15 protein-coding genes are annotated in these 21,493 nt (G+C 57.5%); 9 read left to right on the forward strand and 6 right to left on the reverse strand.

Features of this window, described 5'->3' with window-relative positions:
• Positions 1–65: 65 nt before the first annotated feature.
• From ACQG2Q_RS23780 to feoC, 4 genes are all read left to right on the forward strand, one after another.
• The gene (locus ACQG2Q_RS23780; protein ID WP_063850332.1) at positions 66–2,396 is read left to right on the forward strand and encodes a Tex family protein; all 2,331 of its coding nucleotides are present in this window, start codon (positions 66–68) and stop codon (positions 2,394–2,396) included.
• A gap of 336 nt (positions 2,397–2,732) precedes the next feature.
• The gene (feoA, locus tag ACQG2Q_RS23785) at positions 2,733–2,960 is read left to right on the forward strand and encodes a ferrous iron transporter A (RefSeq protein WP_022649633.1); all 228 of its coding nucleotides are present in this window, start codon (positions 2,733–2,735) and stop codon (positions 2,958–2,960) included.
• Positions 2,961–2,990: 30 nt separating this feature from the next.
• Positions 2,991–5,309, forward strand: coding sequence for a Fe(2+) transporter permease subunit FeoB (feoB, locus tag ACQG2Q_RS23790; RefSeq protein ID WP_063151001.1), 2,319 nt, complete (start codon positions 2,991–2,993; stop codon positions 5,307–5,309).
• 11 nt (positions 5,310–5,320) lie between these two features.
• Positions 5,321–5,557 carry a [Fe-S]-dependent transcriptional repressor FeoC gene (gene feoC, locus ACQG2Q_RS23795; RefSeq protein WP_015571443.1) on the forward strand — a complete coding sequence of 79 codons (237 nt, stop codon included), beginning with the start codon at positions 5,321–5,323 and terminating at the stop codon, positions 5,555–5,557.
• Here the strand turns inward: feoC and bioH are convergent.
• The gene (gene bioH, locus ACQG2Q_RS23800; protein ID WP_063850327.1) at positions 5,532–6,314 is read right to left on the reverse strand and encodes a pimeloyl-ACP methyl ester esterase BioH; all 783 of its coding nucleotides are present in this window, start codon (positions 6,312–6,314) and stop codon (positions 5,532–5,534) included. The genes feoC and bioH overlap by 26 nt on opposite strands.
• A 36-nt stretch (positions 6,315–6,350) precedes the next feature.
• On the opposite strand from bioH, the gene gntX reads away from it, so the two are divergent.
• The 3 genes from gntX (at position 6,351) to gntT (ending at position 9,290) form a co-directional block, all read left to right on the forward strand.
• Complete coding sequence (gntX, locus tag ACQG2Q_RS23805) at positions 6,351–7,031, forward strand: DNA utilization protein GntX (RefSeq protein ID WP_023298787.1); 681 nt, start codon at positions 6,351–6,353, stop codon at positions 7,029–7,031.
• Positions 7,032–7,092: 61 nt separating this feature from the next.
• Positions 7,093–7,668 carry a Fe-S biogenesis protein NfuA gene (nfuA, locus tag ACQG2Q_RS23810; protein WP_003861601.1) on the forward strand — a complete coding sequence of 192 codons (576 nt, stop codon included), beginning with the start codon at positions 7,093–7,095 and terminating at the stop codon, positions 7,666–7,668.
• Between the two features lie 305 nt (positions 7,669–7,973).
• Positions 7,974–9,290: a gluconate transporter gene (gntT, locus tag ACQG2Q_RS23815; RefSeq protein ID WP_022649637.1), complete on the forward strand. Its 1,317-nt coding sequence runs from the start codon at positions 7,974–7,976 to the stop codon at positions 9,288–9,290.
• A gap of 87 nt (positions 9,291–9,377) precedes the next feature.
• On the opposite strand, the gene malQ is transcribed toward gntT, so the two are convergent.
• Positions 9,378–11,456, reverse strand: coding sequence for a 4-alpha-glucanotransferase (gene malQ / locus ACQG2Q_RS23820; RefSeq protein ID WP_096216719.1), 2,079 nt, complete (start codon positions 11,454–11,456; stop codon positions 9,378–9,380).
• Positions 11,457–11,465: 9 nt separating this feature from the next.
• On the reverse strand, positions 11,466–13,859 hold the full coding sequence (gene malP, locus ACQG2Q_RS23825; RefSeq protein WP_063850331.1) for a maltodextrin phosphorylase: 2,394 nt from the start codon (positions 13,857–13,859) through the stop codon (positions 11,466–11,468).
• A gap of 573 nt (positions 13,860–14,432) precedes the next feature.
• Between malP and malT the strand changes: the two genes are divergently transcribed.
• A complete protein-coding gene (gene malT / locus ACQG2Q_RS23830; protein WP_022649640.1) occupies positions 14,433–17,138 on the forward strand; it encodes an HTH-type transcriptional regulator MalT in 2,706 nt (901 codons plus the stop codon).
• A 534-nt stretch (positions 17,139–17,672) separates the two neighbouring features.
• Here malT and ACQG2Q_RS23835 read toward each other — a convergent pair.
• The 3 genes from ACQG2Q_RS23835 to glpE are packed head-to-tail and all read right to left on the reverse strand — an operon-like array spanning position 17,673 to position 19,658.
• Complete coding sequence (locus ACQG2Q_RS23835) at positions 17,673–18,431, reverse strand: DeoR/GlpR family transcriptional regulator (RefSeq protein ID WP_022649641.1); 759 nt, start codon at positions 18,429–18,431, stop codon at positions 17,673–17,675.
• A gap of 16 nt (positions 18,432–18,447) precedes the next feature.
• Positions 18,448–19,278, reverse strand: a complete 831-nt coding sequence (glpG, locus tag ACQG2Q_RS23840; protein WP_022649642.1) for a rhomboid family intramembrane serine protease GlpG — start codon at positions 19,276–19,278, stop codon at positions 18,448–18,450.
• A 47-nt stretch (positions 19,279–19,325) separates the two neighbouring features.
• Positions 19,326–19,658, reverse strand: a complete 333-nt coding sequence (gene glpE, locus ACQG2Q_RS23845; protein ID WP_022649643.1) for a thiosulfate sulfurtransferase GlpE — start codon at positions 19,656–19,658, stop codon at positions 19,326–19,328.
• Between the two features lie 250 nt (positions 19,659–19,908).
• On the opposite strand from glpE, the gene glpD reads away from it, so the two are divergent.
• The gene (gene glpD / locus ACQG2Q_RS23850; protein ID WP_199004843.1) at positions 19,909–21,417 is read left to right on the forward strand and encodes a glycerol-3-phosphate dehydrogenase; all 1,509 of its coding nucleotides are present in this window, start codon (positions 19,909–19,911) and stop codon (positions 21,415–21,417) included.
• Positions 21,418–21,493: the final 76 nt, after the last annotated feature.

The following is a 21,493-nucleotide window of genomic DNA, read 5'->3' on the forward strand; positions in this document are numbered from 1 at the left end:
GGCATTTTTTGGTGTCAGCCCGTATAACTATCCCCCTGATTTTCGATCCACAAGATGAACTGACCATGATGAAAGAGTCGCTCTGCCGCATTATTGCGGGTGATATTCAGGCCAGAGCCGAACAGGTAGAAGCTGCCGTTCGTCTGCTTGATGAAGGGAACACCGTGCCGTTTATTGCACGTTATCGTAAGGAAGTCACCGGCGGTCTGGATGACACGCAGCTGCGTAACCTTGAGACCCGTCTGGGCTATCTGCGCGAGCTGGAAGACCGACGTCAGGCGATCCTCAAATCTATCGGCGAGCAGGGCAAGCTGACCAGTGACCTGGAAAAAGCCATTAACGGTACCCTGAGCAAAACCGAACTTGAAGATCTCTATCTGCCGTACAAACCGAAGCGCCGCACGCGCGGGCAGATTGCGATCGAAGCCGGCCTTGAGCCGCTGGCCGACCTGCTGTGGAACGAGCCGTCTCACGATCCGGAAACCGAAGCCGCCAGATTTATCGACGCCGAAAAAGGCGTAGCGGACACCAAAGCCGCGCTGGACGGCGCTCGCTACATTCTGATGGAGCGCTTCGCCGAAGACGCGGCACTGCTGGCCAAAGTGCGTGATTACCTGTGGAAGAACGCCCATATCGTCTCCACCGTGGTGTCCGGCAAAGAGGACGAAGGCGCGAAATTCCGCGACTACTTCGATCACCACGAACCCATTTCTACCGCGCCGTCTCACCGCGCGCTGGCGATGTTCCGCGGTCGTAACGAAGGCGTGCTGCAGCTCTCCCTGAATGCCGATCCGCAGTTTGACGAGCCGCCTAAAGAGAGCCACTGTGAGCAGATCATTATGGATCACCTCGGTCTGCGCCTGAACAACGCCCCGGCGGACAGCTGGCGCAAAGGCGTGGTGAGCTGGACCTGGCGCATCAAGGTGCTCATGCACCTCGAAACCGAGCTGATGGGCACCGTGCGCGAGCGCGCCGAAGACGAAGCGATCAACGTCTTCGCCCGTAACCTGCACGACCTGCTGATGGCTGCGCCGGCTGGCCTGCGCGCCACCATGGGTCTCGATCCGGGTCTGCGCACCGGCGTGAAGGTGGCCGTGGTTGACGGCACCGGCAAGCTGGTTGCCACCGACACCATTTACCCGCACACCGGTCAGGCAGCGAAAGCGGCTATCGTGGTCGCCGCGCTGTGCGAGAAGTACAACGTTGAGCTGGTTGCCATCGGTAACGGTACGGCGTCCCGCGAAACCGAACGTTTCTATCTCGACGTGCAGAAGCAGTTCCCGAAAGTGACGGCGCAGAAAGTGATCGTCAGCGAAGCGGGGGCATCTGTCTATTCCGCCTCTGAGCTGGCAGCGCAGGAGTTCCCGGAACTGGACGTTTCCTTGCGCGGTGCGGTCTCTATCGCCCGTCGTTTGCAGGATCCGCTGGCGGAGCTGGTGAAAATTGACCCGAAATCCATCGGCGTGGGCCAGTATCAGCACGACGTGAGCCAGACGCAGCTGGCGCGCAAGCTGGATGCGGTGGTGGAAGACTGCGTTAACGCCGTCGGCGTGGACCTGAACACCGCTTCCGTTCCGCTGCTGACCCGCGTAGCAGGCCTGACCCGTATGATGGCGCAGAATATCGTCGCCTGGCGTGATGAGAACGGTCAGTTCCAGAACCGCCAGCAGCTGCTGAAGGTGAGCCGTCTGGGGCCGAAAGCTTTTGAGCAGTGCGCGGGCTTCCTGCGCATCAACCACGGCGATAACCCGCTGGATGCCTCTACCGTTCACCCGGAAGCCTATCCGGTTGTCGAGCGTATCCTGGCCGCCACCCAGCAGGCGCTGAAAGACCTGATGGGCGACAGCAGCGCGCTGCGTAACCTGAAAGCGGTGGATTTTACCGACGAACAGTTCGGCGTGCCGACGGTCACTGACATCATCAAAGAGCTGGAAAAACCGGGCCGCGATCCGCGTCCTGAGTTTAAAACCGCGACCTTTGCTGACGGCGTGGAAACCATGAACGACCTGCTGCCGGGCATGGTGCTGGAAGGGGCGGTAACCAACGTCACCAACTTTGGCGCGTTTGTGGATATCGGCGTGCATCAGGACGGTCTGGTGCATATCTCTTCCCTGGCCGACAAGTTCGTTGAAGATCCGCACACCGTGGTCAAAGCGGGCGACATCGTGAAGGTGAAAGTGCTGGAAGTGGATCTTCAGCGCAAGCGTATCGCCCTGACCATGCGTCTGGACGAGCAGCCGGGCGACACTAACGCGCGCCGTGGCGGTAATGGCGGTGGCCGTGAACAGCAGCGTCCGGCAGCGAAAGCCGCGAAGCCACGCGGACGTGACGCACAGCCAGCAGGCAACAGCGCGATGATGGATGCTCTGGCAGCGGCGATGGGTAAGAAACGCTAATCCTGTAAATGCCCCTCACCCTAACCCTCTCCCCAAAGGGGAGAGGGAACTTGAACACCCTCGCCCCTTTGGGAAGAGGGCCGGGGTGAGGGGAAAAATTATATCGTAAAATATGAAACCGATTGCATATCCATATTTAAACCGCTATTTATCACTCCATTAACAAATACGCTTTTTATTCCTTCCCGGGTATTCCCGCAAATATTGAGCAAGGTCAAGCAGACCGCAAATTAATACGATTAACAACATCCCGTCACATTTTTATTATTGTTGATAAAAACTATTCTCATTATCATCGCAGTGTTGATTATTTAACCTCTCGTGGAATCAGGCGCTATGCAATTCACTCCAGAAAGTGCGTGGAAAATTATCGGTTTTACCCGTGAGATAAGCCCGGCCTATCGGCAGAAGCTACTGTCACTGGGCATGCTACCCGGCTCATCATTCCAGGTGGTGCGCGTGGCGCCGTTGGGCGATCCTGTTCATATCGAAACCCGACGCGTTAATCTGGTTCTGCGTAAAAAAGACCTCGCATTAATTGAAGTTGAATCTTTATCCCGTTAACAAGCCAGCGGTTTCAGTGAGTCTAAAACAATGAAAAAATTAACTATTGGCTTAATTGGCAATCCTAATTCCGGCAAGACAACCTTATTTAATCAGTTAACCGGCGCACGCCAGCGTGTGGGAAATTGGGCAGGCGTAACGGTTGAACGCAAAGAAGGCCAGTTCACCACGACAGATAATCAGGTCACGCTGGTTGATTTACCGGGGACCTATTCACTCACCACAATTTCATCTCAGACCTCTCTCGATGAGCAAATTGCCTGCCACTATATTCTGAGCGGCGACGCGGATCTGCTCATCAATGTGGTGGATGCCTCCAATCTCGAACGAAATCTGTACCTCACGCTACAGCTGCTGGAGCTGGGGATCCCCTGCATCGTAGCGCTTAACATGCTCGACATCGCCGAGAAGCAAAAGCTGCGCATCGACGTCGACGCCCTCTCCGCCCGTCTGGGCTGCCCGGTGGTTCCGCTGGTTTCTACTCGCGCGCGCGGCATTGACGCCCTGAAGCTGGCAATTGACCGCCACACGGGCAATGCCGACGTCGAACTGGTGCACTACGCCCAGCCGCTGCTGCGCGAGGCCGGGCAGCTGGCGCAGGAGATGGACAACGCCATGCCCGCCAGACAGCGCCTGTGGCTTGGCTTGCAAATGCTGGAAGGCGATATCTACAGCCGCGCCTACGCAGGCGATGCGGCGGATAAACTGAGCGTTGCACAGGCTCGCCTGAGCGACGAGCTGGATGACCCGGCCCTGCATATTGCGGATGCGCGCTATCAGGCCATCGCCGCTATCTGTGACGTGGTCAGCAATGCATTAACCGCTGAACCCAGCCGCTTCACCGCCGCCGTGGATAAGATTGTGCTCAACCGCTTCCTCGGTTTGCCAATATTTTTACTGGTGATGTACGTAATGTTCCTGCTCGCTATAAACATCGGCGGTGCATTACAACCCATCTTTGATGGCGGCTCTGTCGCTATCTTCGTGCACGGTATTCAGTGGCTGGGCTACACCCTCCACTTCCCGGAATGGTTGACCATCTTCCTTGCGCAGGGGATCGGCGGCGGGATCAACACCGTCCTGCCGCTGGTACCGCAGATCGGCATGATGTACCTGTTCCTCTCCTTCCTTGAAGATTCCGGTTACATGGCACGCGCCGCCTTCGTAATGGACCGCCTGATGCAGGCGCTTGGGCTGCCGGGGAAATCCTTCGTGCCGCTGATTGTCGGTTTTGGCTGTAACGTGCCGTCAGTCATGGGCGCGCGTACGCTGGACGCACCGCGCGAACGCCTGATGACCATCATGATGGCGCCGTTCATGTCCTGCGGCGCACGTCTGGCGATCTTCGCGGTCTTTGCCGCGGCGTTCTTTGGTCAGGAAGGGGCGCTGGCCGTCTTCTCCCTGTATGTGCTGGGTATCGTGATGGCTATTCTCACCGGCCTGATGCTGAAGCACACCATCATGCGTGGCGAAGCGTCGCCGTTCGTGATGGAACTGCCGGTTTATCACGTTCCGCATCTGAAAAGCCTGATTATTCAAACCTGGCAGCGCCTGAAGGGCTTTGTTCTGCGCGCCGGTAAGGTGATTGTAGTGGTCAGCATTTTCCTGAGCGCCCTGAACAGCTTCACCCTGAGCGGCCAGGCAGCGGACAACATTAATGACTCTGCCCTTGCCTCCGTCAGCCGGATCATTACGCCGATCTTCAAACCGATTGGCGTACAGGAAGACAACTGGCAGGCAACCGTGGGCCTGTTCACCGGCGCGATGGCAAAAGAGGTGGTTGTCGGCACCCTGAACACGCTCTACACCGCGGAAAACATCCAGGAAGAGGAGTTCAACCCGGCAGAGTTCAGCCTCGGTGACGAACTTCTGGGTGCAGTAGAAGAGACCTGGCAGAGCCTGAAAGACACCTTCAGCCTGAGCGTGCTGGCGAACCCGATTGAAGCCAGCAAAGGCGACGGCGTAATGGCGACCGGAGCAATGGGCGTGATGGGCCAGAAATTTGGCAGCGCGTCGGCGGCCTACAGCTACCTGATCTTCGTCCTGCTCTATATTCCGTGCATCTCGGTCATGGGCGCCATTGCCCGTGAGTCCAGCCGCGGCTGGATGGGCTTCTCCATTCTGTGGGGGCTGAACATTGCCTACTCGCTGGCGACCGTGTTTTATCAAACCGTCAATTACAGCCAGCACCCGCGCTACAGCCTGGTCTGTATCCTCGCGGTGATCCTGTTTAACGTGATGGTGATTGGCCTGCTGCGCCGGGCGCGTAGCCGCGTTGACGTTAACCTGCTGGCAACGCGCAAAACCCCAACGACCTGCTGTAGTAGCCCTGCGGGCGACTGTCACTGAGGGGAAAAAAGATGGCATCGTTGATTCAGGTCCGTGACCTACTGGCGTTACAGGGACGAATGGAGGCGAAGCAGCTCAGCCTCAGCCTGCATACGCCGCAGCCGATGATCGATGCCATGCTGGAAAGGCTGGAGGCGATGGGGAAAGCCGTGCGCATTCAGGAAGAGCCGGACAGTTGTCTGTCCGGCAGTTGTAAAAGTTGTCCGGAAGGTAAAGCCTGCCTCAGGGAGTGGTGGACGCTTCGCTGATAAAATTGGACAGCGCCGAACAAAACTCAGCAGGATGAGAGATGAACGGCGCATGTGCCGCTTTGGCAACCACCATTGATTCACTCTCCGGCCACAGCGCATCCAGCAGCGGAACCACCTTGCGCGGGACCAGCCCATCCAGATAGCCATAAATACGCAGATGCGGCACCGTCAGTGACGCCAGCGGCTCACGCAGATCGGCCGTTTTCAGGATCTCCAGTCCACCGTTCAGCACCTCAACCTCCGGCATCGGCAGGGAAAGCACCGTCTGCTTCAGCATCCGCGCGTCCTGACGGGCGGTTTCAGTTCCCATCGTCTGCAACGCCAGGAAACGCTCCACCGTCCGCTGGAAATCTTCGCTCAACTGGTGCTGGAACCCGGCCAGCACCTCAGGTTTGATGCCCGGCCACGCCTCGCGGGCGCTGAAACAGGGTGATGAGGCAACGGTGATCAGCGCCTGCACCCGCTCAGGATGGCGCAGCGTAATCTGGCTTGCCACCAGCCCGCCCAGGCTCCAGCCGAGCCAGACGGCTTTTTGCGGCGCCGCTTCCAGAACCTGCTCCGCCATGTCCTCGAGCGTCATCGCGCCGTAGCCGTGGCTACGGCCATGCCCCGGCAGATCCACCAGGTGTACCGTAAATTGCGAGGCCAGTTCCTCACTTATGCAACGCCACACTTCGGCGTTCAGTCCCCATCCGTGCAGCAGCACAAGATGACAATTTCCCGTTCCAACGGTCTGCCACCACAGCGTCTTCATCAGTTAACGTTCTCTTTTTTCACATGGAGGTTGCGTATGCTAACAGTGCCCGGCTTGTGCTGGCTATGCCGAATGCCACTTGCGCTGAGCGCGTGGGGCGTCTGTTCCGTTTGCACGGGAGCGCTGGGTTACCTGAAGGGCTGTCCGCAATGCGGCTTGCCTGCCGTAAGCCAGACGCTCCCCTGTGGTCGATGCCTGAAAAAAGCGCCGCCGTGGAGCGCGCTGGTGGCGGTGGATGATTACGTTTTGCCGCTGAGTCGTCTGGTTCATCAGTTTAAGTTTTCCAGCCAGTTCGCGCTGGCGCAGCCACTGGCACGCCTGTTATTACTGGCGGTATTGCAGGCGCGAAGAACGCGTGGGCTACCGTCGGTCGACACGCTCGTGAACGTGCCACTCTTTCAGCGTCGGCACTGGCGGCGGGGATACAATCAGAGCGACCTGCTGTGCCGTCCGCTCGCCCGCTGGCTGGGTTGCCGGTACCCCGCCTCTGCGCTGAAACGTATTCATGCCACTGCCGTTCAGCACCGGCTCAACGCCCGGTCGCGCAAAAGAAACCTGAAAAACGCCTTTCGCCTTGAATTGCCGGTCAACGGTCTCCATATCGCGATTGTGGATGATGTCGTCACCACGGGCAGTACCGTGGCTGAACTTTCCCGACTGCTTTTGCAAAGCGGCGCCGCGTCAGTTCAGGTATGGTGTCTGTGCCGTACCTTGTAGCCCTTCTTCAATGGGCGTATGATTATACCCAGGTAATTTAGTCAACTATTAGGCCAAAGCTATGATCCGTATTTCCGATTCTGCACAAGCGCACTTTGCCAAACTGCTGGCAAATCAGGAAGAAGGGACGCAGATCCGCGTGTTTGTGATCAATCCAGGCACTCCGAATGCAGAATGTGGTGTCTCTTATTGTCCTCCGGATGCTGTGGAAGCAACTGACACTGCCCTTAAATTTGAACAGCTCACCGCGTACGTTGACGAGCTGAGCGCGCCGTATCTTGAAGATGCGGAGATTGATTTCGTCACCGACCAGCTGGGTTCTCAGCTGACGCTGAAGGCGCCAAACGCGAAGATGCGTAAAGTCTCTGACGATGCCCCGCTGATGGAGCGTGTGGAATATCTGCTGCAATCGCAGATCAACCCGCAGCTGGCCGGCCACGGTGGACGTGTTTCCCTGATGGAAATCACCGAAGATGGTCTGGCGATCCTGCAATTCGGCGGCGGCTGTAACGGCTGCTCCATGGTCGATGTAACCCTGAAAGAAGGGATCGAGAAGCAGCTGCTGAACGAATTCCCGGAACTGAAAGGCGTGCGCGATCTGACCGAACACCAGCGCGGCGAGCACTCTTACTACTAATTCAGTGCCCGTCTGTATTGCCCGGTGGCGCTGCGCTTACCGGGCCTGCTTTTTCTTGCCTCCCCCTCTATATGTTGACCTGCGTCTCATAATTCAAATTTTGCCTCCCTGGGTGATTCTCAATCACGTCATGTTACCCGTATCATTTCCATGGGCACTCAACACCCTTATAACAGCCGACTAAACTTATCGTTTTCGCAGGCATCAGTATGAGTGCCGTTAATACTCTGTTCCCAGTTGGGACAACCGGAATTTGTCGTTGAAACAATGACGTTACCCATAACAATTCAAAGGCCAGGTCAATCATGCCATTAGTCATCGTCGCTATCGGTGTTGTGTTATTACTGCTCTTGATGATCCGCTTCAAAATGAACGGATTTATCGCTCTGGTTCTGGTGGCACTTGCAGTCGGTCTGATGCAGGGAATGCCGCTGGTTAAAGTTATCAGCTCCATTAAAGCCGGTGTCGGCGGTACGCTCGGCAGCCTGGCGCTGATCATGGGCTTCGGCGCCATGCTCGGTAAAATGCTCGCGGACTGCGGTGGCGCGCAGCGTATTGCCACTACCCTTATCGATAAATTTGGCAAGCAGCACATCCAGTGGGCGGTGGTGTTAACCGGTTTTACCGTCGGTTTCGCACTGTTCTATGAAGTGGGCTTCGTCCTGATGCTGCCGCTGGTGTTCACCATCGCCGCTGCCGCCAACATCCCGCTGCTGTTCGTAGGCGTACCGATGGCTGCGGCGCTGTCCGTCACCCACGGCTTCCTGCCGCCGCATCCGGGTCCAACGGCTATCGCCACCATCTTCCACGCCGACATGGGTAAAACCCTGCTGTTCGGTACGATTCTGGCGATCCCAACGGTTATCCTGGCCGGTCCTGTTTATGCGCGCTTCCTGAAAGGCATTGATAAGCCCATCCCGGAAGGCCTGTACAGCGCCAAAACCTTCACAGATGCAGAGATGCCTGGCTTTGGCGTCAGCGTCTGGACCTCTCTGGTGCCGGTGATCCTGATGGCAATGCGTGCCGTAGCAGAGATGGTTCTGCCGAAAGGTCACGCGTTCCTGTCCGTTGCGGAGTTCCTGGGCGACCCGGTGATGGCAACGCTGATTGCGGTCCTGATCGCCATGTTCACCTTCGGTCTTAACCGTGGTCGTTCCATGGATCAGATCAACGACACGCTGACCTCTTCCATCAAAATCATTGCCATGATGCTGCTGATCATCGGCGGTGGCGGCGCGTTTAAGCAGGTGCTGGTCGACAGCGGCGTGGATAAATACATTGCTGCCATGATGCATGAAACCAACGTATCGCCGCTCCTGATGGCATGGTCTATTGCCGCGGTGCTGCGTATCGCGCTGGGCTCTGCAACCGTTGCGGCGATTACCGCGGGTGGTATCGTTGCGCCGCTGATTGCGACCACGGGCGTCAGCCCTGAGCTGATGGTTATCGCGGTCGGTTCGGGCAGCGTGATTTTCTCCCACGTGAACGATCCGGGCTTCTGGCTGTTCAAGGAGTACTTCAACCTGACCATCGGTGAAACCATCAAGTCCTGGTCCGCGCTGGAAACCATTATTTCGGTGTGTGGCCTGGTCGGGGTGCTGCTGTTGAATATGGTGGTCTGATGCCCTAAGTCGGGTGGCGGCTACGCCTTACCCGACCTACATGAGCACGACCTGATAATAAAAAACCCGCCACTGGCGGGTTTTTTATTATTTCTTCGCGGCTGCTTTTCGCCGTTTATCCAAATCCTTAATCAGCCTGTTCACCCCGTCATCGGCGAATATCGCTTCAAGCGTAGTGGACAGCTTGCGACGCCAGTTTTTGTACTGATAGCTGGTACCGGGTATGTTTACCGGCTCCGCCATATCAATCCAGTCTTCCGGTTGCAGACCGAGCAACGCGCTGTTGCTGTCGGCAATATAGCGCTGTAAGCCACGGTTAAGCGTTGGCGTCATCGACATCAGCGACGCCTTATGCCCGGCGCGCTTCGGCAGACAGCCATGCTTATGCAGCGCATCCAGCAGCCCCTGTTTCGCCAGCTCGCGATCCTGATACAACCCACGCAGAACCTCTTCATCCGGGTAGAGACCCAGCGTTTTGCCGAGCGTCAGGTCGCCGCTTTCCCAGTAGCCTCTGAGCGTAGGAAGATCATGCGTCGTCGCGACTGCCATTGACTGTTCAGGGTACGCTTTCGGCGCGCGGAAGGTTTTCTCATGGTCGTTTTCAAAATAGAGCACTTTGTAGGAGTAAACCCCGCTGTCGCGGAGCTTGCTGACAATCTCAACCGGCACGGTACCGAGATCTTCGCCAATCACCATGCACTGATGACGTTTACTCTCCAGCGCGAGGATTGAGAGCAGATCGTCCACCGGATACTGCACGTACGCCCCGTGATCGGCCGTTTCACCGTACGGGATCCACCACAGACGCAGCACGGACATCACATGGTCGATACGCAACGCGCCGCAGTTCTGCATGTTAGCGCGCAGCAGATCGATAAACGGCTCGTAGGCACGCGCCGCCATCACGTGTGGATCCATCGGCGGCAAGCCCCAGTTCTGACCAAGCGGGCCCAGAATATCCGGCGGCGCACCGACGGAGGCTTTCAGACAGTAAAGTTCACGGTCACACCAGGTCTCCGCCCCGCCTTCCGCCACGCCGACGGCCAGATCGCGATACAGACCGATCGGCATGTTATAGCCCTGGCTCACCTGCCAGCAGGCAGCAAACTGGCTGTACGCCAGCCACTGCAACCAGAGATAGAAATCCATCTCGTCGGCATGCGTCTCACAGAACGCCTTCACTTCCGGGGTATCCACGGACTGATACGCTTCCGGCCACACCGGCCAGCCCCAGCGCATCTCATCCTCCTGGACCTGATACGCATGCAGCGCATCAAACGCCGCCTGCCAGTAAAGGCTCTCGCCTTCCTGCATCACAAACTGGCGGAAGGCTGCCATCTGCTCGTCGTCACGCTTCGCAAAGCCCTTCCATGCCAGACGCAGCGCCGCCATTTTCAGCGCGGTCACGGAGGCATAATCGACCCAGTCCGCATCGCGGGCCTGTTTCAGCATCTGTTGGGTGGTCTCAAGCTTCCACCACGCCTGTGCCTCTTTGCTGTTTTTGAAATCGTCTAACGCGTTAACGTCGATGTAGATCACGTTCAGCCAGCGGCGGGAAGACGGGCTGTACGGGCTGGCGCTTTCCGGATTCGCCGGATAGAGGGCGTGGATCGGGTTGAGACCGATAAATGCCCCGCCGCGCTCACCAACAGATGCCAGCATCTTTTTCAGGTCGCCAAAATCGCCAATGCCCCAGTTGCTGTCTGAACGCAAGGTGTAAAGCTGCACACAGGCGCCCCACAGCTTTTTGCCTTCGAGTAGCGCCTGCGGCTCATAGCAGCGCTTCGGCGCGACGATCACCCGACAGTGGAAGCGGCTGTCATTCTGGGTGAGCGTCAGGCTGTGATAGCCCTCCGGCAGCTTCGCCGGAAGGGTGAGGGTTTTGCCGCCGGTGGCATGGCCTTTATGCTGATGCCCCTCTTCGGTGGTGAGCAGCCAGCTGAACTCGCCGCGCCCTTCCACCGCCAGCGGCATCTTTTTGCCCGCGGTAAAGACCTTCACGTTCGGCACCGGCGCTCCCGACGCTTTCGCGTCGGTTTTGTGCATGGCATCCAGCAAACGTCTTTTGGTGTCCGCACCAATAGACTGCGGTTTGCCGTGCGCATTGATGTAACTGAGGCTAATTCCCGCCGCCTGCGCGGCACTGTCCAGACGTTTACTCTCCATCGCGCTTCCTTAGCGTTTTGCCTGCCAGATACGAGCCTGATAATCACGGATTGAGCGGTCAGAGCTGAACATACCGCAGCGCGCGGTGTTCAGGATACACGCGCGGGTCCAGGCATCCTGGTCGCGATACAGCACGTCGACCTGCTTCTGCGCTTCAACGTAAGCGGTGAAGTCCGCCATCACCAGGTACGGGTCGCCGCCCTGTTTGTCCATGCTGTGCAGCATCTGGTCAAACGCGTGCTTGTCGCCGTCGCTGTACTTCCCGCTTTCCAGCTCTTTCAACACCGCATCCAGCACTTTGTCTTTTTTACGCCATTTCACCGGGTCGTACCCTTTGGCTTTGATGGCTTTCACTTCTTCAACAGTATGGCCGAAGATAAAGATGTTCTCTTCACCGACCTTCTCGGCGATTTCAACGTTCGCACCGTCCAGCGTGCCGACGGTCAGCGCGCCGTTCAGGGCCAGCTTCATGTTGCCGGTGCCGGACGCTTCTTTACCGGCGGTAGAGATCTGCTCGGAAATATCCGCCGCCGGGATCAGCATTTCAGCCGCAGAGACGCAGTAGTCCGGCAGGAACACCACCTTCAGCTTGTCGCCCACTTTCGGATCGTTGTTGATCGCCGCCGCCACTTTATTAATGGCAAGGATAATGTTTTTCGCCAGGTAGTAGCCCGGCGCCGCTTTCGCACCGAACAGGAACACGCGCGGGACGCGGTCGGCCTGAGGGTTCTCGCGGATCTCTTTGTACAGCGCCAGAATGTGCAGCAGGTTCAGGTGCTGACGTTTGTACTCGTGCAGGCGTTTGATCTGGATATCGAAAATCGCATTTGGGTTAATTTCAATTCCGGTACGCATTTTCACGAACTCGGCCAGACGTACCTTGTTCTCCAGCTTAATGGCGCGGTACTGCTCGCGGAACTTCGCGTCGTCAGCGTATTTTTCCAGGTTGATGAGCTGGTCCAGATCGTTGGCCCACTCTTTCTTCAGGGTTTTGTCCAGCAGGCCGGCCAGCAGCGGGTTGCACTGTTTGATCCAGCGACGCGGCGTAATGCCGTTGGTCACGTTGTGGAATTTGGTCGGCCACAGCTGGTGGTATTCCGGGAAGAGATCTTTCACCACCAGATCCGAGTGCAGCGCGGCCACGCCGTTCACCGCAAAGCCGCTTACCACGCACATGTTTGCCATGCGCACCTGTTTGTTGTGTACCACGGCCAGCTTCGCCCAGACGGCTTTGTCGCCCGGCCAGGTTTTCTCCACCAGCGTTTTGAACTGGTCGTTAATCTTATTGATGATCTGCATATGGCGCGGCAGCAGCGTTTTCACCAGCTTCTCATCCCAGCACTCCAGCGCTTCCGGCATCAGGGTGTGGTTGGTGTAGGCGAAGGTACGGCTGGTGATGGCCCAGGCGTCGTCCCAGCTCAGCTGATGCTCGTCGATCAGCACGCGCAGAAGTTCCGGGATGGCAATGGTTGGGTGCGTGTCGTTGAGCTGAATAACTTCGAAGTCCGGCAGCTGCGCCAGCTTGCGGCCTGCCAGGTGGTGGCGGCGCAGAATGTCCGCGACGGAACAGGCGCACTGGAAGTATTGCTGCATCAGGCGCAGCTTTTTACCCGCCAGATGGTTGTCGTTCGGGTAGAGCACTTTGGTCAGCTTCTCGGCGTCGATACCCTGCTGCTCGGCGCGCAGGAAATCACCGTCATTGAATTTAGTCAGGTTAAATGGATGCGCGTGCTTCGCCTGCCACAGACGCAGCGGCTGCGCCACGCCGTTACGGTAGCCGAGCACCGGCAGATCCCAGGCTTCACCGGTAATGGTGAACGCTGGTTTCCAGAGCCCCTGCTTCGTGACTTTCCCGCCAATCCCGACCTGCACATCCAGCTGTTCGTTGTGGCGGAACCACGGGTAAGTATTACGATGCCAGTCGTCCGGCGCTTCCATCTGGTGGCCGTCAGCGAACGACTGGCGGAACAGACCGTACTGGTAGTTCAGACCATAGCCAATGGCCGACTGGCCCACGGTTGCCATGGAATCCAGGAAGCAGGCTGCCAGACGTCCCAGACCGCCGTTACCCAGCGCCGGATCAATCTCTTCTTCCAGCAGATCGGTCAGGTTGATGTCGTGTTCTTTCAGCACATCGCCGACGTCCTGATACCAGCCAAGGTTCAGCAGATTGTTACCCGTCAGACGGCCAATCAGGAACTCCATCGAAATGTAGTTGACGTGACGCTGGCCTTTCACAGGCTTCGTCGCGGGCTGAGCGTCCAGCTGCTCTGCGAGCGCCCCGCTCACCGCCTGCCACCACTGGTGAGGCGTCATCTCGTTTGCAGCATGAAGGCCAAAACGCTGCCACTGACGCGTCAGGGCAGCCTGGAATTGAGCTTTGTTGAAAGTAGGCTGTGACATAGGGAATCGGCATCCTGTAGAGAGAAAACACATTTGGCGCTAGTGTGCCTGGCTCATTGCGCCTCTTCCTCCTCCTGTCGGGGATTAGGCAGGGAGGAGTAGCGGGGATGAGCATAAAAGTGTGATCGAGGCCACTGTGTAAGTGTGCGCTTCGCTGAAAAAGCGATCCCGGAAGAGCGTCAAAGAAATGAAATGCAGTTTCGGAGGAAATTAATCATCGCTGAAATGATTACTTACGTAGAATAATATTTCTCACGTACAGCGGCTTTCCAGCAACACTATTAAGCCAGAGCAACTTTCCCCAAAGTTAATTAACTTCACCGTCATTATCTCTTTCTGAAACCAGTTTCAGCGCAACCGCGCGCCATGCAGACAAGCCAGTAACAGCGCGGCATCCAGCCATTTATGAAAAGTTCCACCAATGATGAGAATGTTTTGTGACAGAGTGCAAATTCAGAGCCTCCAAACCCAGACATAACTTGCAATAGTTCCTCTATTGGCCGAACTTATAGATATTAATTACGAAGCGCAAAAAAAATAAATTCTCTCGTTCCCCACAGTGAAGTGAAAACTATGTTGATTCCGTCCAAATTAAGTCGCCCGGTTCGTCTTGACCATACTGTGGTCCGCGAGCGCCTGCTGGCTAAACTTTCCGGTGCGCATAATTTCCGACTGGCGCTGGTTACGAGTCCTGCGGGTTATGGAAAAACAACGCTCATTTCGCAATGGGCGGCAGGTAAAAGCGATCTTGGCTGGTACTCCCTGGATGAAGGTGATAACCAGCAGGAGCGTTTTGCCAGCTATTTAATTGCCGCGATTCAGCAGGCAACCAACGGACACTGCGTCACCAGCGAGGTGATGGTGCAAAAGCGCCAGTACGCCAGCCTGTCCTCTCTGTTCTCCCAGCTGTTTATCGAACTGGCCGAATGGCATCGCCCGCTGTATGTGGTGATTGATGATTATCATCTGATCACCAACCCGGTTATTCACGAGTCGATGCGGTTCTTCCTGCGCCATCAGCCGGAAAACCTGACGCTGGTCGTCCTGTCGCGCAACCTTCCGCAGCTGGGCATTGCCAACCTGCGGGTGCGCGATCAGCTACTGGAAATTGGCAGTCAGCAGCTGGCCTTTACCCATCAGGAAGCGAAACAGTTCTTTGACTGCCGTCTGACTTCTCCGATTGAGGCGTCGGAAAGCAGCCGCCTGTGTGATGACGTTGCAGGCTGGGCCACGGCGCTTCAGCTGATTGCCCTTTCCGCGCGGCAAAACAATAGCCCAACGCACCAGTCCGCGCGCCGCCTGGCGGGCATCAACGCCAGCCACCTGTCGGATTATCTGGTGGATGAGGTACTCAACAGCGTAGACCTCACTACCCGCCATTTCCTGCTGAAAAGCTCCCTGCTACGTTCGATGAACGATGCGCTGATTGTGCGCGTCACCGGTATTGAAAACGGGCAGCTTCAGCTCGAAGAGATTGAACGTCAGGGTTTGTTCCTGACGCGAATGGACGATCCCGGCGAATGGTTTAGCTACCATCCGCTGTTTGGCAGCTTCCTGCGCCAGCGTTGCCAGTGGGAGATGGCCGCAGAGCTGCCAGAAATTCACCGCGCCGCCGCCGAAAGCTGGATGGCGCAAGGTTTCCCGAGCGAGGCTATCCACCATGCGCTGGCCGCCGGAGATGCCGGTATGCTGCGCGATATTCTGCTCAACCACGCGTGGGGACTGTTCAACCACAGCGAACTGACGCTGCTGGAAGAGTCGTTAAAAGCGCTGCCGTGGGAGAGCCTGCTGGAGAATCCGCGTCTGGTGCTGCTCCAGGCCTGGCTGATGCAGAGCCAGCATCGCTACAGCGAAGTGAACACCCTGCTGGCGCGCGCCGAGCAGGAGATGGAAAGCGAGATGGATGCCACCCTGCACGGCGAATTTAACGCCCTGCGTGCGCAGGTGGCGATTAACGACGGCGACCCGGAAGAAGCCGAACGGCTGGCGATGGTCGCGCTGGATGAGCTGCCGCTGGCGAATTTCTACAGCCGTATTGTGGCCACCTCGGTACACGGCGAAGTGCTGCACTGTAAGGGCGACCTCACGCGTTCGCTTTCGCTCATGCAGCAAACCGAACAGATGGCCCGCCGCCACGATGTCTGGCATTACGCCCTCTGGAGCCTGATCCAGCAAAGCGAGATTTTATTTGCTCAGGGGTTCCTGCAGGCCGCCTGGGAAAACCAGGAGAAAGCGTTCCAGCTGATCCGTGAACAGCATCTGGAACAGCTGCCGATGCACGAGTTCCTGTTGCGTATTCGCGCTCAGCTGCTCTGGGCATGGTCGCGTCTGGATGAAGCAGAAAGCTGCGCCCGCCAGGGCCTGAATGTGCTTTCGAGCTTCCAGCCGCAGCAGCAACTCCAGTGCCTGGCCCTGCTGGTGCAGTGCTCGCTGGCGCGAGGCGACCTGGATAATGCCCGCAACCACCTTAACCGCCTGGAAAACCTGCTTGGCAACGGACAGTACCATAGCGACTGGGTCTCCAACGCCGATAAGGTCCGGGTGATTTACTGGCAGATGACCGGCGATAAAAAGTCCGCCGCCAACTGGCTGCGTCACACGCCTAAACCAGAATTTGCCAATAACCACTTCCTGCAAAGCCAGTGGCGCAATATTGCCCGCGTGCAGATCCTGCTGGGTGACTTCGAGCCTGCCGAAATCGTGCTGGAAGAGTTAAACGAAAACGCCCGTAGCCTGCGCCTGATGAGCGATTTAAACCGCAACCTGCTGCTGTTAAACCAGCTTTACTGGCAGGCGGGACGTAAAAACGATGCCCAGCGCGTGCTGCTGGAAGCGTTGCAGCTGGCGAACCGCACCGGGTTTATCAGCCACTTTGTGATTGAGGGTGAAGTGATGGCCCAGCAGTTGCGCCAGCTGATTCAGCTCAACACGCTGCCGGAACTCGATCAGCATCGCGCCCAGCGCATTCTGCGCGAGATCAACCAGCACCATCGCCACAAGTTTGCGCACTTCGATGAGAACTTTGTTGAACGTCTGCTGAACCATCCGGAAGTACCGGAGCTTATCCGCACCAGCCCGCTCACACAGCGTGAATGGCAGGTGCTGGGGCTGATCTATTCAGGCTACAGCAACGAGCAGATAGCCGGTGAGCTGGCGGTGGCGGCAACCACCATCAAAACGCACATTCGCAATCTGTATCAGAAGCTGGGCGTGGCGCACCGTCAGGACGCGGTGCAGCATGCGCAGCAGTTGTTGAAGATGATGGGGTACGGAGTTTAGTTTTGTGCGGCCTGATGCCCTCACCCCGGCCCTCTCCCACAGGGCTGAGGGATCCCCAGTAATTTTTTTATGCAGAAGCAATAAAGTTGCTTTCTAAATGACTGAGGGCTGTCAGCGATGCTCTGGTCCGGCTGTAAATCGCTGAGGCGTTTCCTGCAGGCCGGGGCGAGGCGCAGGGATGCGCCGAGAGGGCGGCTTTACAGGGACGTTGCCTCCGCCCGTACCCGATAAGCCGGAAGGAATAAGCCGAGGGCACCGCGAAGCGGCGATTTACCGCCGGGAGCCCGGGTCGCCAGGGTGGTGGCGACTGAGCCACCCTGGCACGTTCACCGGTCATGTCGTTACAGAGTAGCAAGGAACATAAAGTGAACGGAATGACCACCACCGCCGTATATTCCCCTCACCCTAACCCTCTCCCCGGAGGGGCGAGGGGATTGCTCAGTGCTCGCATTAATTTGTGGGGAACCCTCAGCCCACAGGGAGAGGGAGAACAATTTGTAGGTCGGGTAAGCGCAGCGCCACCCGACACAACCGCTAGCACAACTCCAGCTGCAAATTGTTATCCTTAATCACCTGCAACACGCCCGCCGGCGGCATCTCGTCGGTGTAGACCGCATTAACCATGCTAATGCTGCCCATGTTCACCATCGCGTTACGACCAAACTTGGAGTGATCCACCACCAGCATCACGTGGCGCGAGTTCTCAATAATCGCGCGCTTGGTGCGCACCTCGTGGTAATCAAACTCCAGCAGCGAGCCGTCGGTGTCGATGCCGCTGATCCCCAGAATGCCGAAGTCGAGGCGGAACTGAGAGATAAAATCGAGCGTCGCTTCGCCGATAATGCCCCCGTCGCGGCTGCGCAGTTCGCCGCCCGCGAGGATGATGCGAAAATCGTCTTTCTGCATCAACGTGTTGGCCACGTTCAGGTTGTTGGTCACCACGCGGAGGTTCTCGTGATTCAGCAGCGCATGGGCGACCGCTTCCGGCGTGGTGCCGATATCAATAAACAGCGTCGCGCCGTTCGGGATCTGGCTCGCCACTTTACGGGCGATGCGCTCTTTCTCTGCCGTTTGCGTCGCCTTACGGTCATGCCATGAGGTGTTCACCGAGCTGGACGGCAGCGCCGCGCCGCCGTGATGGCGCAGAATACGGTTCTGATCGGCCAGGTCGTTGAGGTCACGACGGATGGTTTGCGGGCTGACGGCAAACTGCTCCACCAGCTCTTCAGTACTGACGTATCCCTGTTTTTTTACCAGTTCGATAATGGCGTCATGACGTTGTGTTTGTTTCATGAAATATCCCTGGGAATTATGTTCGTTTTCGCGCATGGAGCGTATCGGCCAGCGCCATCGCCAGCCCGACCGCCAGGCCGGTAACGTGCGCACCATTGGCGATAGACATACCAAACAGATCAAACCATCCGGCAATAAGCCATATTAACGCAAAGGTTATTAATCCACGTTGTAAATAGATGCCGCTTTCCGGGTCGCGCTCGCCTCTGAGCCAGGCGTAACCCATCAGGGCGTACACCACGCCGGATAACCCGCCAAACCACGGACCGCTGAATTTATGCTGCACATAGCCGCTTAACAGGGCGCTGATAAGGGTGATCACAATCAGCTTGCCGCTGCCGAGCCGCTTCTCCACTGCTCCGCCGAGATACCACCACCACAGCAGGTTAAAGAGGATATGCATCACCGAGAAGTGCATCAGCGCATGCGTGAAGTAGCGCCAGACGTCAAATTGCAGGGAGGGATCGTACGGCCAGGCGAGGGCAATCATCACGCTCTGGTCGCCCACCACGCTCATAATAATGAAGACGATGATGCAGGCTGCCATCAAAAGCAGCGTAAACGGTCCTGCGCGCTCGCGGAGGGTGGCGAGAAACGGAAAACGTTGATAGTGCAGGCCACTGTCGGTCTGGCCGGATTGCCAGCTTGCTGCCAGATAACGCGGGTCGCCCGGGTTTTCCAGGAAACGCGCCAGCTCGGCGTTCACGCGCCCAGCCTGGCTTTCGTCTGCCAGCCAGACATCCGTCTGTGTATGCTGCTGAATAGTCAGGATAATGCCCTGCGTCGCCATATAGTCGACAAACGCCTGGGCGACGCGCGGGTTGCTAAAAGAGGTGATCATCAACATGGGCAGCGGTCGCTTATTTCCACACAAAAGGGGACAGTATAGCGGGATCAGCGCTCAAACGCGTATTCAACTTCTGCCGGGAAATGACGATGCCATGCATCGAAGCCGCCATCGACGCTGTATACCGCGTCGTAACCCTGCTGGAGCAGATACTGCGCCGCGCCTTTACTGCTGTTGCCGTGATAGCACATCACCATCACCGGCGTGTCGAAGTCGTTATCGCGCATAAACGCGCCCAGCGTGTCGTTGGTGAGATGGAACGCGCCCGGCGTGTGGCCCATCGCAAAGCTCTGCGGATCGCGGATATCCACCAGCACCGCGGTTTTCTGGTGCATTTTCTGATGGGCTTCTTCTACGTTAATACATTCAAACTGATCCATGGTGTTCTCTTTCTGTTGTTCTGGTTGGGTGCGCTCTGGTGCCCTCACCCCAGCCCTCTCCCACAGGGAGAGGGAGAAAAGTTAGTCGCACGATTTTACCCCGTAGTGTACGTCCTGGCGGCGGGTAAACGCCATTATGTTATCCATATCACTCTAAATTGTTTTTTTGATGTTACCAAAAGCGCGTTCCTTTGCTATTATGAGCGATATCGAACATTTTTGAGCTTTAACGAAAGTGCATGAGGGTGTTATGGAAACCAAAGATCTGATTGTGATAGGCGGGGGCATCAACGGTGCCGGTATTGCGGTTGATGCCGCAGGACGCGGTTTATCCGTGCTGATGCTGGAAGCTAACGATCTCGCCTGCGCGACGTCGTCCGCCAGCTCCAAGCTGATCCACGGAGGCCTGCGCTACCTGGAACACTACGAATTCCGCCTGGTCAGCGAAGCGCTGGCCGAACGCGAAGTGCTGCTGAAAATGGCTCCGCATCTGGCGATCCCGATGCGCTTCCGCCTGCCCCACCGCCCGCACCTGCGTCCGGCGTGGATGATCCGCATCGGCCTGTTCATGTACGATCATCTGGGTAAACGCACCAGCCTGCCGGGTTCGACCGGTTTGCGTTTTGGCTCAGAATCGGTCCTTAAGCCTGAAATCGTGCGCGGTTTCGAATATTCCGACTGCTGGGTGGACGATGCGCGTCTGGTGCTGGCTAACGCGCAGATGGTCGAGAAGAAAGGCGGCGAGGTGAAAACCCGTACCCGCGCGATCGCCGCGCGCCGCGAAAACGGCCTGTGGATCGTGGAAGCGGAAGACGTGGATACCGGCGAGAAGTTTAGCTGGAAAGCGCGCGGCCTGGTGAACGCCACCGGCCCGTGGGTGAAACAGTTCTTCGATGACGGTATGCACCTGCCTTCTCCGTACGGCATCCGCCTGATCAAGGGCAGCCACATTGTGGTGCCGCGCGTGCATACCCAGAAGCAGGCTTATATCCTGCAAAACGAAGACAAGCGCATCGTGTTTGTGATCCCGTGGATGGACGAGTTCTCCATCATCGGCACCACTGACGTGGAGTACAAGGGCGATCCGAAAAACGTTGAGATTGAAGAGACCGAAGTCAGCTACCTGCTGAAAGTGTACAACGCACACTTTAAGAAACAGCTGGCGCGCGATGACGTGGTCTGGACCTACTCCGGCGTGCGTCCGCTGTGTGATGACGAGTCTGACTCACCGCAGGCCATCACCCGTGACTATACGCTTGATATTCATGACGTGGACGGTCAGGCGCCGCTGCTGTCGGTGTTTGGCGGTAAGCTCACCACCTACCGTAAACTGGCGGAGCACGCGCTGGAGAAACTGGCGCCGTATTACAAAGGCATCGGCCCGGCGTGGACGAAAGGCGCCGTGCTGCCTGGCGGCGATATCGGCAATAACCGCGACGATTACGCCGCGAAGCTGCGTCGCCGCTTCCCGTTCATTACCGAAGGAATGGCGCGCCACTACGCCCGCACCTACGGCAGCAATACCGAACTGTTCCTCGGCGACGCAAAAGAGATTGCCGATCTGGGCGAGCATTTTGGCCATGAGCTGTACGAAGCGGAACTGCGCTACCTGGTGGAACACGAATGGGTGCGCCGTCTGGACGATGCCATCTGGCGTCGTACTAAAGAAGGGATGTGGCTGAATGCCGAGCAGCAGTCTCGCGTGGCGCAGTGGTTGCAACAACATGCGGGAAAGCGTGAATTGTCACTGGCGTCCTGAGGGTGACAAAAAATGCCCGGTGGCGCTGCGCTTACCGGGCCTACAGGATCGAGTAGGCCGGGTAAGGCGGAGCCGC

It is taken from the genome of Enterobacter cloacae complex sp. 370H10, from assembly GCF_050031535.1.
GTDB lineage: Bacteria > Pseudomonadota > Gammaproteobacteria > Enterobacterales > Enterobacteriaceae > Enterobacter > Enterobacter intestinihominis.

What these genes read in the sequence shown, in the direction of transcription:
- gntX (WP_023298787.1), top strand. Translation starts at nt 6,351, where the DNA reads ATGCTAACAGTGCCCGGCTTGTGCTGGCTATGCCGAATGCCACTTGCG.
- malQ (WP_096216719.1), bottom strand. Translation starts at nt 11,456, where the DNA reads ATGGAGAGTAAACGTCTGGACAGTGCCGCGCAGGCGGCGGGAATTAGC.
- glpE (WP_022649643.1), bottom strand. Translation starts at nt 19,658, where the DNA reads ATGGATCAGTTTGAATGTATTAACGTAGAAGAAGCCCATCAGAAAATG.
- malP (WP_063850331.1), bottom strand. Translation starts at nt 13,859, where the DNA reads ATGTCACAGCCTACTTTCAACAAAGCTCAATTCCAGGCTGCCCTGACG.
- gntT (WP_022649637.1), top strand. Translation starts at nt 7,974, where the DNA reads ATGCCATTAGTCATCGTCGCTATCGGTGTTGTGTTATTACTGCTCTTG.
- glpD (WP_199004843.1), top strand. Translation starts at nt 19,909, where the DNA reads ATGGAAACCAAAGATCTGATTGTGATAGGCGGGGGCATCAACGGTGCC.
- feoA (WP_022649633.1), top strand. Translation starts at nt 2,733, where the DNA reads ATGCAATTCACTCCAGAAAGTGCGTGGAAAATTATCGGTTTTACCCGT.
- feoC (WP_015571443.1), top strand. Translation starts at nt 5,321, where the DNA reads ATGGCATCGTTGATTCAGGTCCGTGACCTACTGGCGTTACAGGGACGA.
- ACQG2Q_RS23780 (WP_063850332.1), top strand. Translation starts at nt 66, where the DNA reads ATGATGAAAGAGTCGCTCTGCCGCATTATTGCGGGTGATATTCAGGCC.
- nfuA (WP_003861601.1), top strand. Translation starts at nt 7,093, where the DNA reads ATGATCCGTATTTCCGATTCTGCACAAGCGCACTTTGCCAAACTGCTG.
- ACQG2Q_RS23835 (WP_022649641.1), bottom strand. Translation starts at nt 18,431, where the DNA reads ATGAAACAAACACAACGTCATGACGCCATTATCGAACTGGTAAAAAAA.
- bioH (WP_063850327.1), bottom strand. Translation starts at nt 6,314, where the DNA reads ATGAAGACGCTGTGGTGGCAGACCGTTGGAACGGGAAATTGTCATCTT.
- glpG (WP_022649642.1), bottom strand. Translation starts at nt 19,278, where the DNA reads ATGTTGATGATCACCTCTTTTAGCAACCCGCGCGTCGCCCAGGCGTTT.
- feoB (WP_063151001.1), top strand. Translation starts at nt 2,991, where the DNA reads ATGAAAAAATTAACTATTGGCTTAATTGGCAATCCTAATTCCGGCAAG.
- malT (WP_022649640.1), top strand. Translation starts at nt 14,433, where the DNA reads ATGTTGATTCCGTCCAAATTAAGTCGCCCGGTTCGTCTTGACCATACT.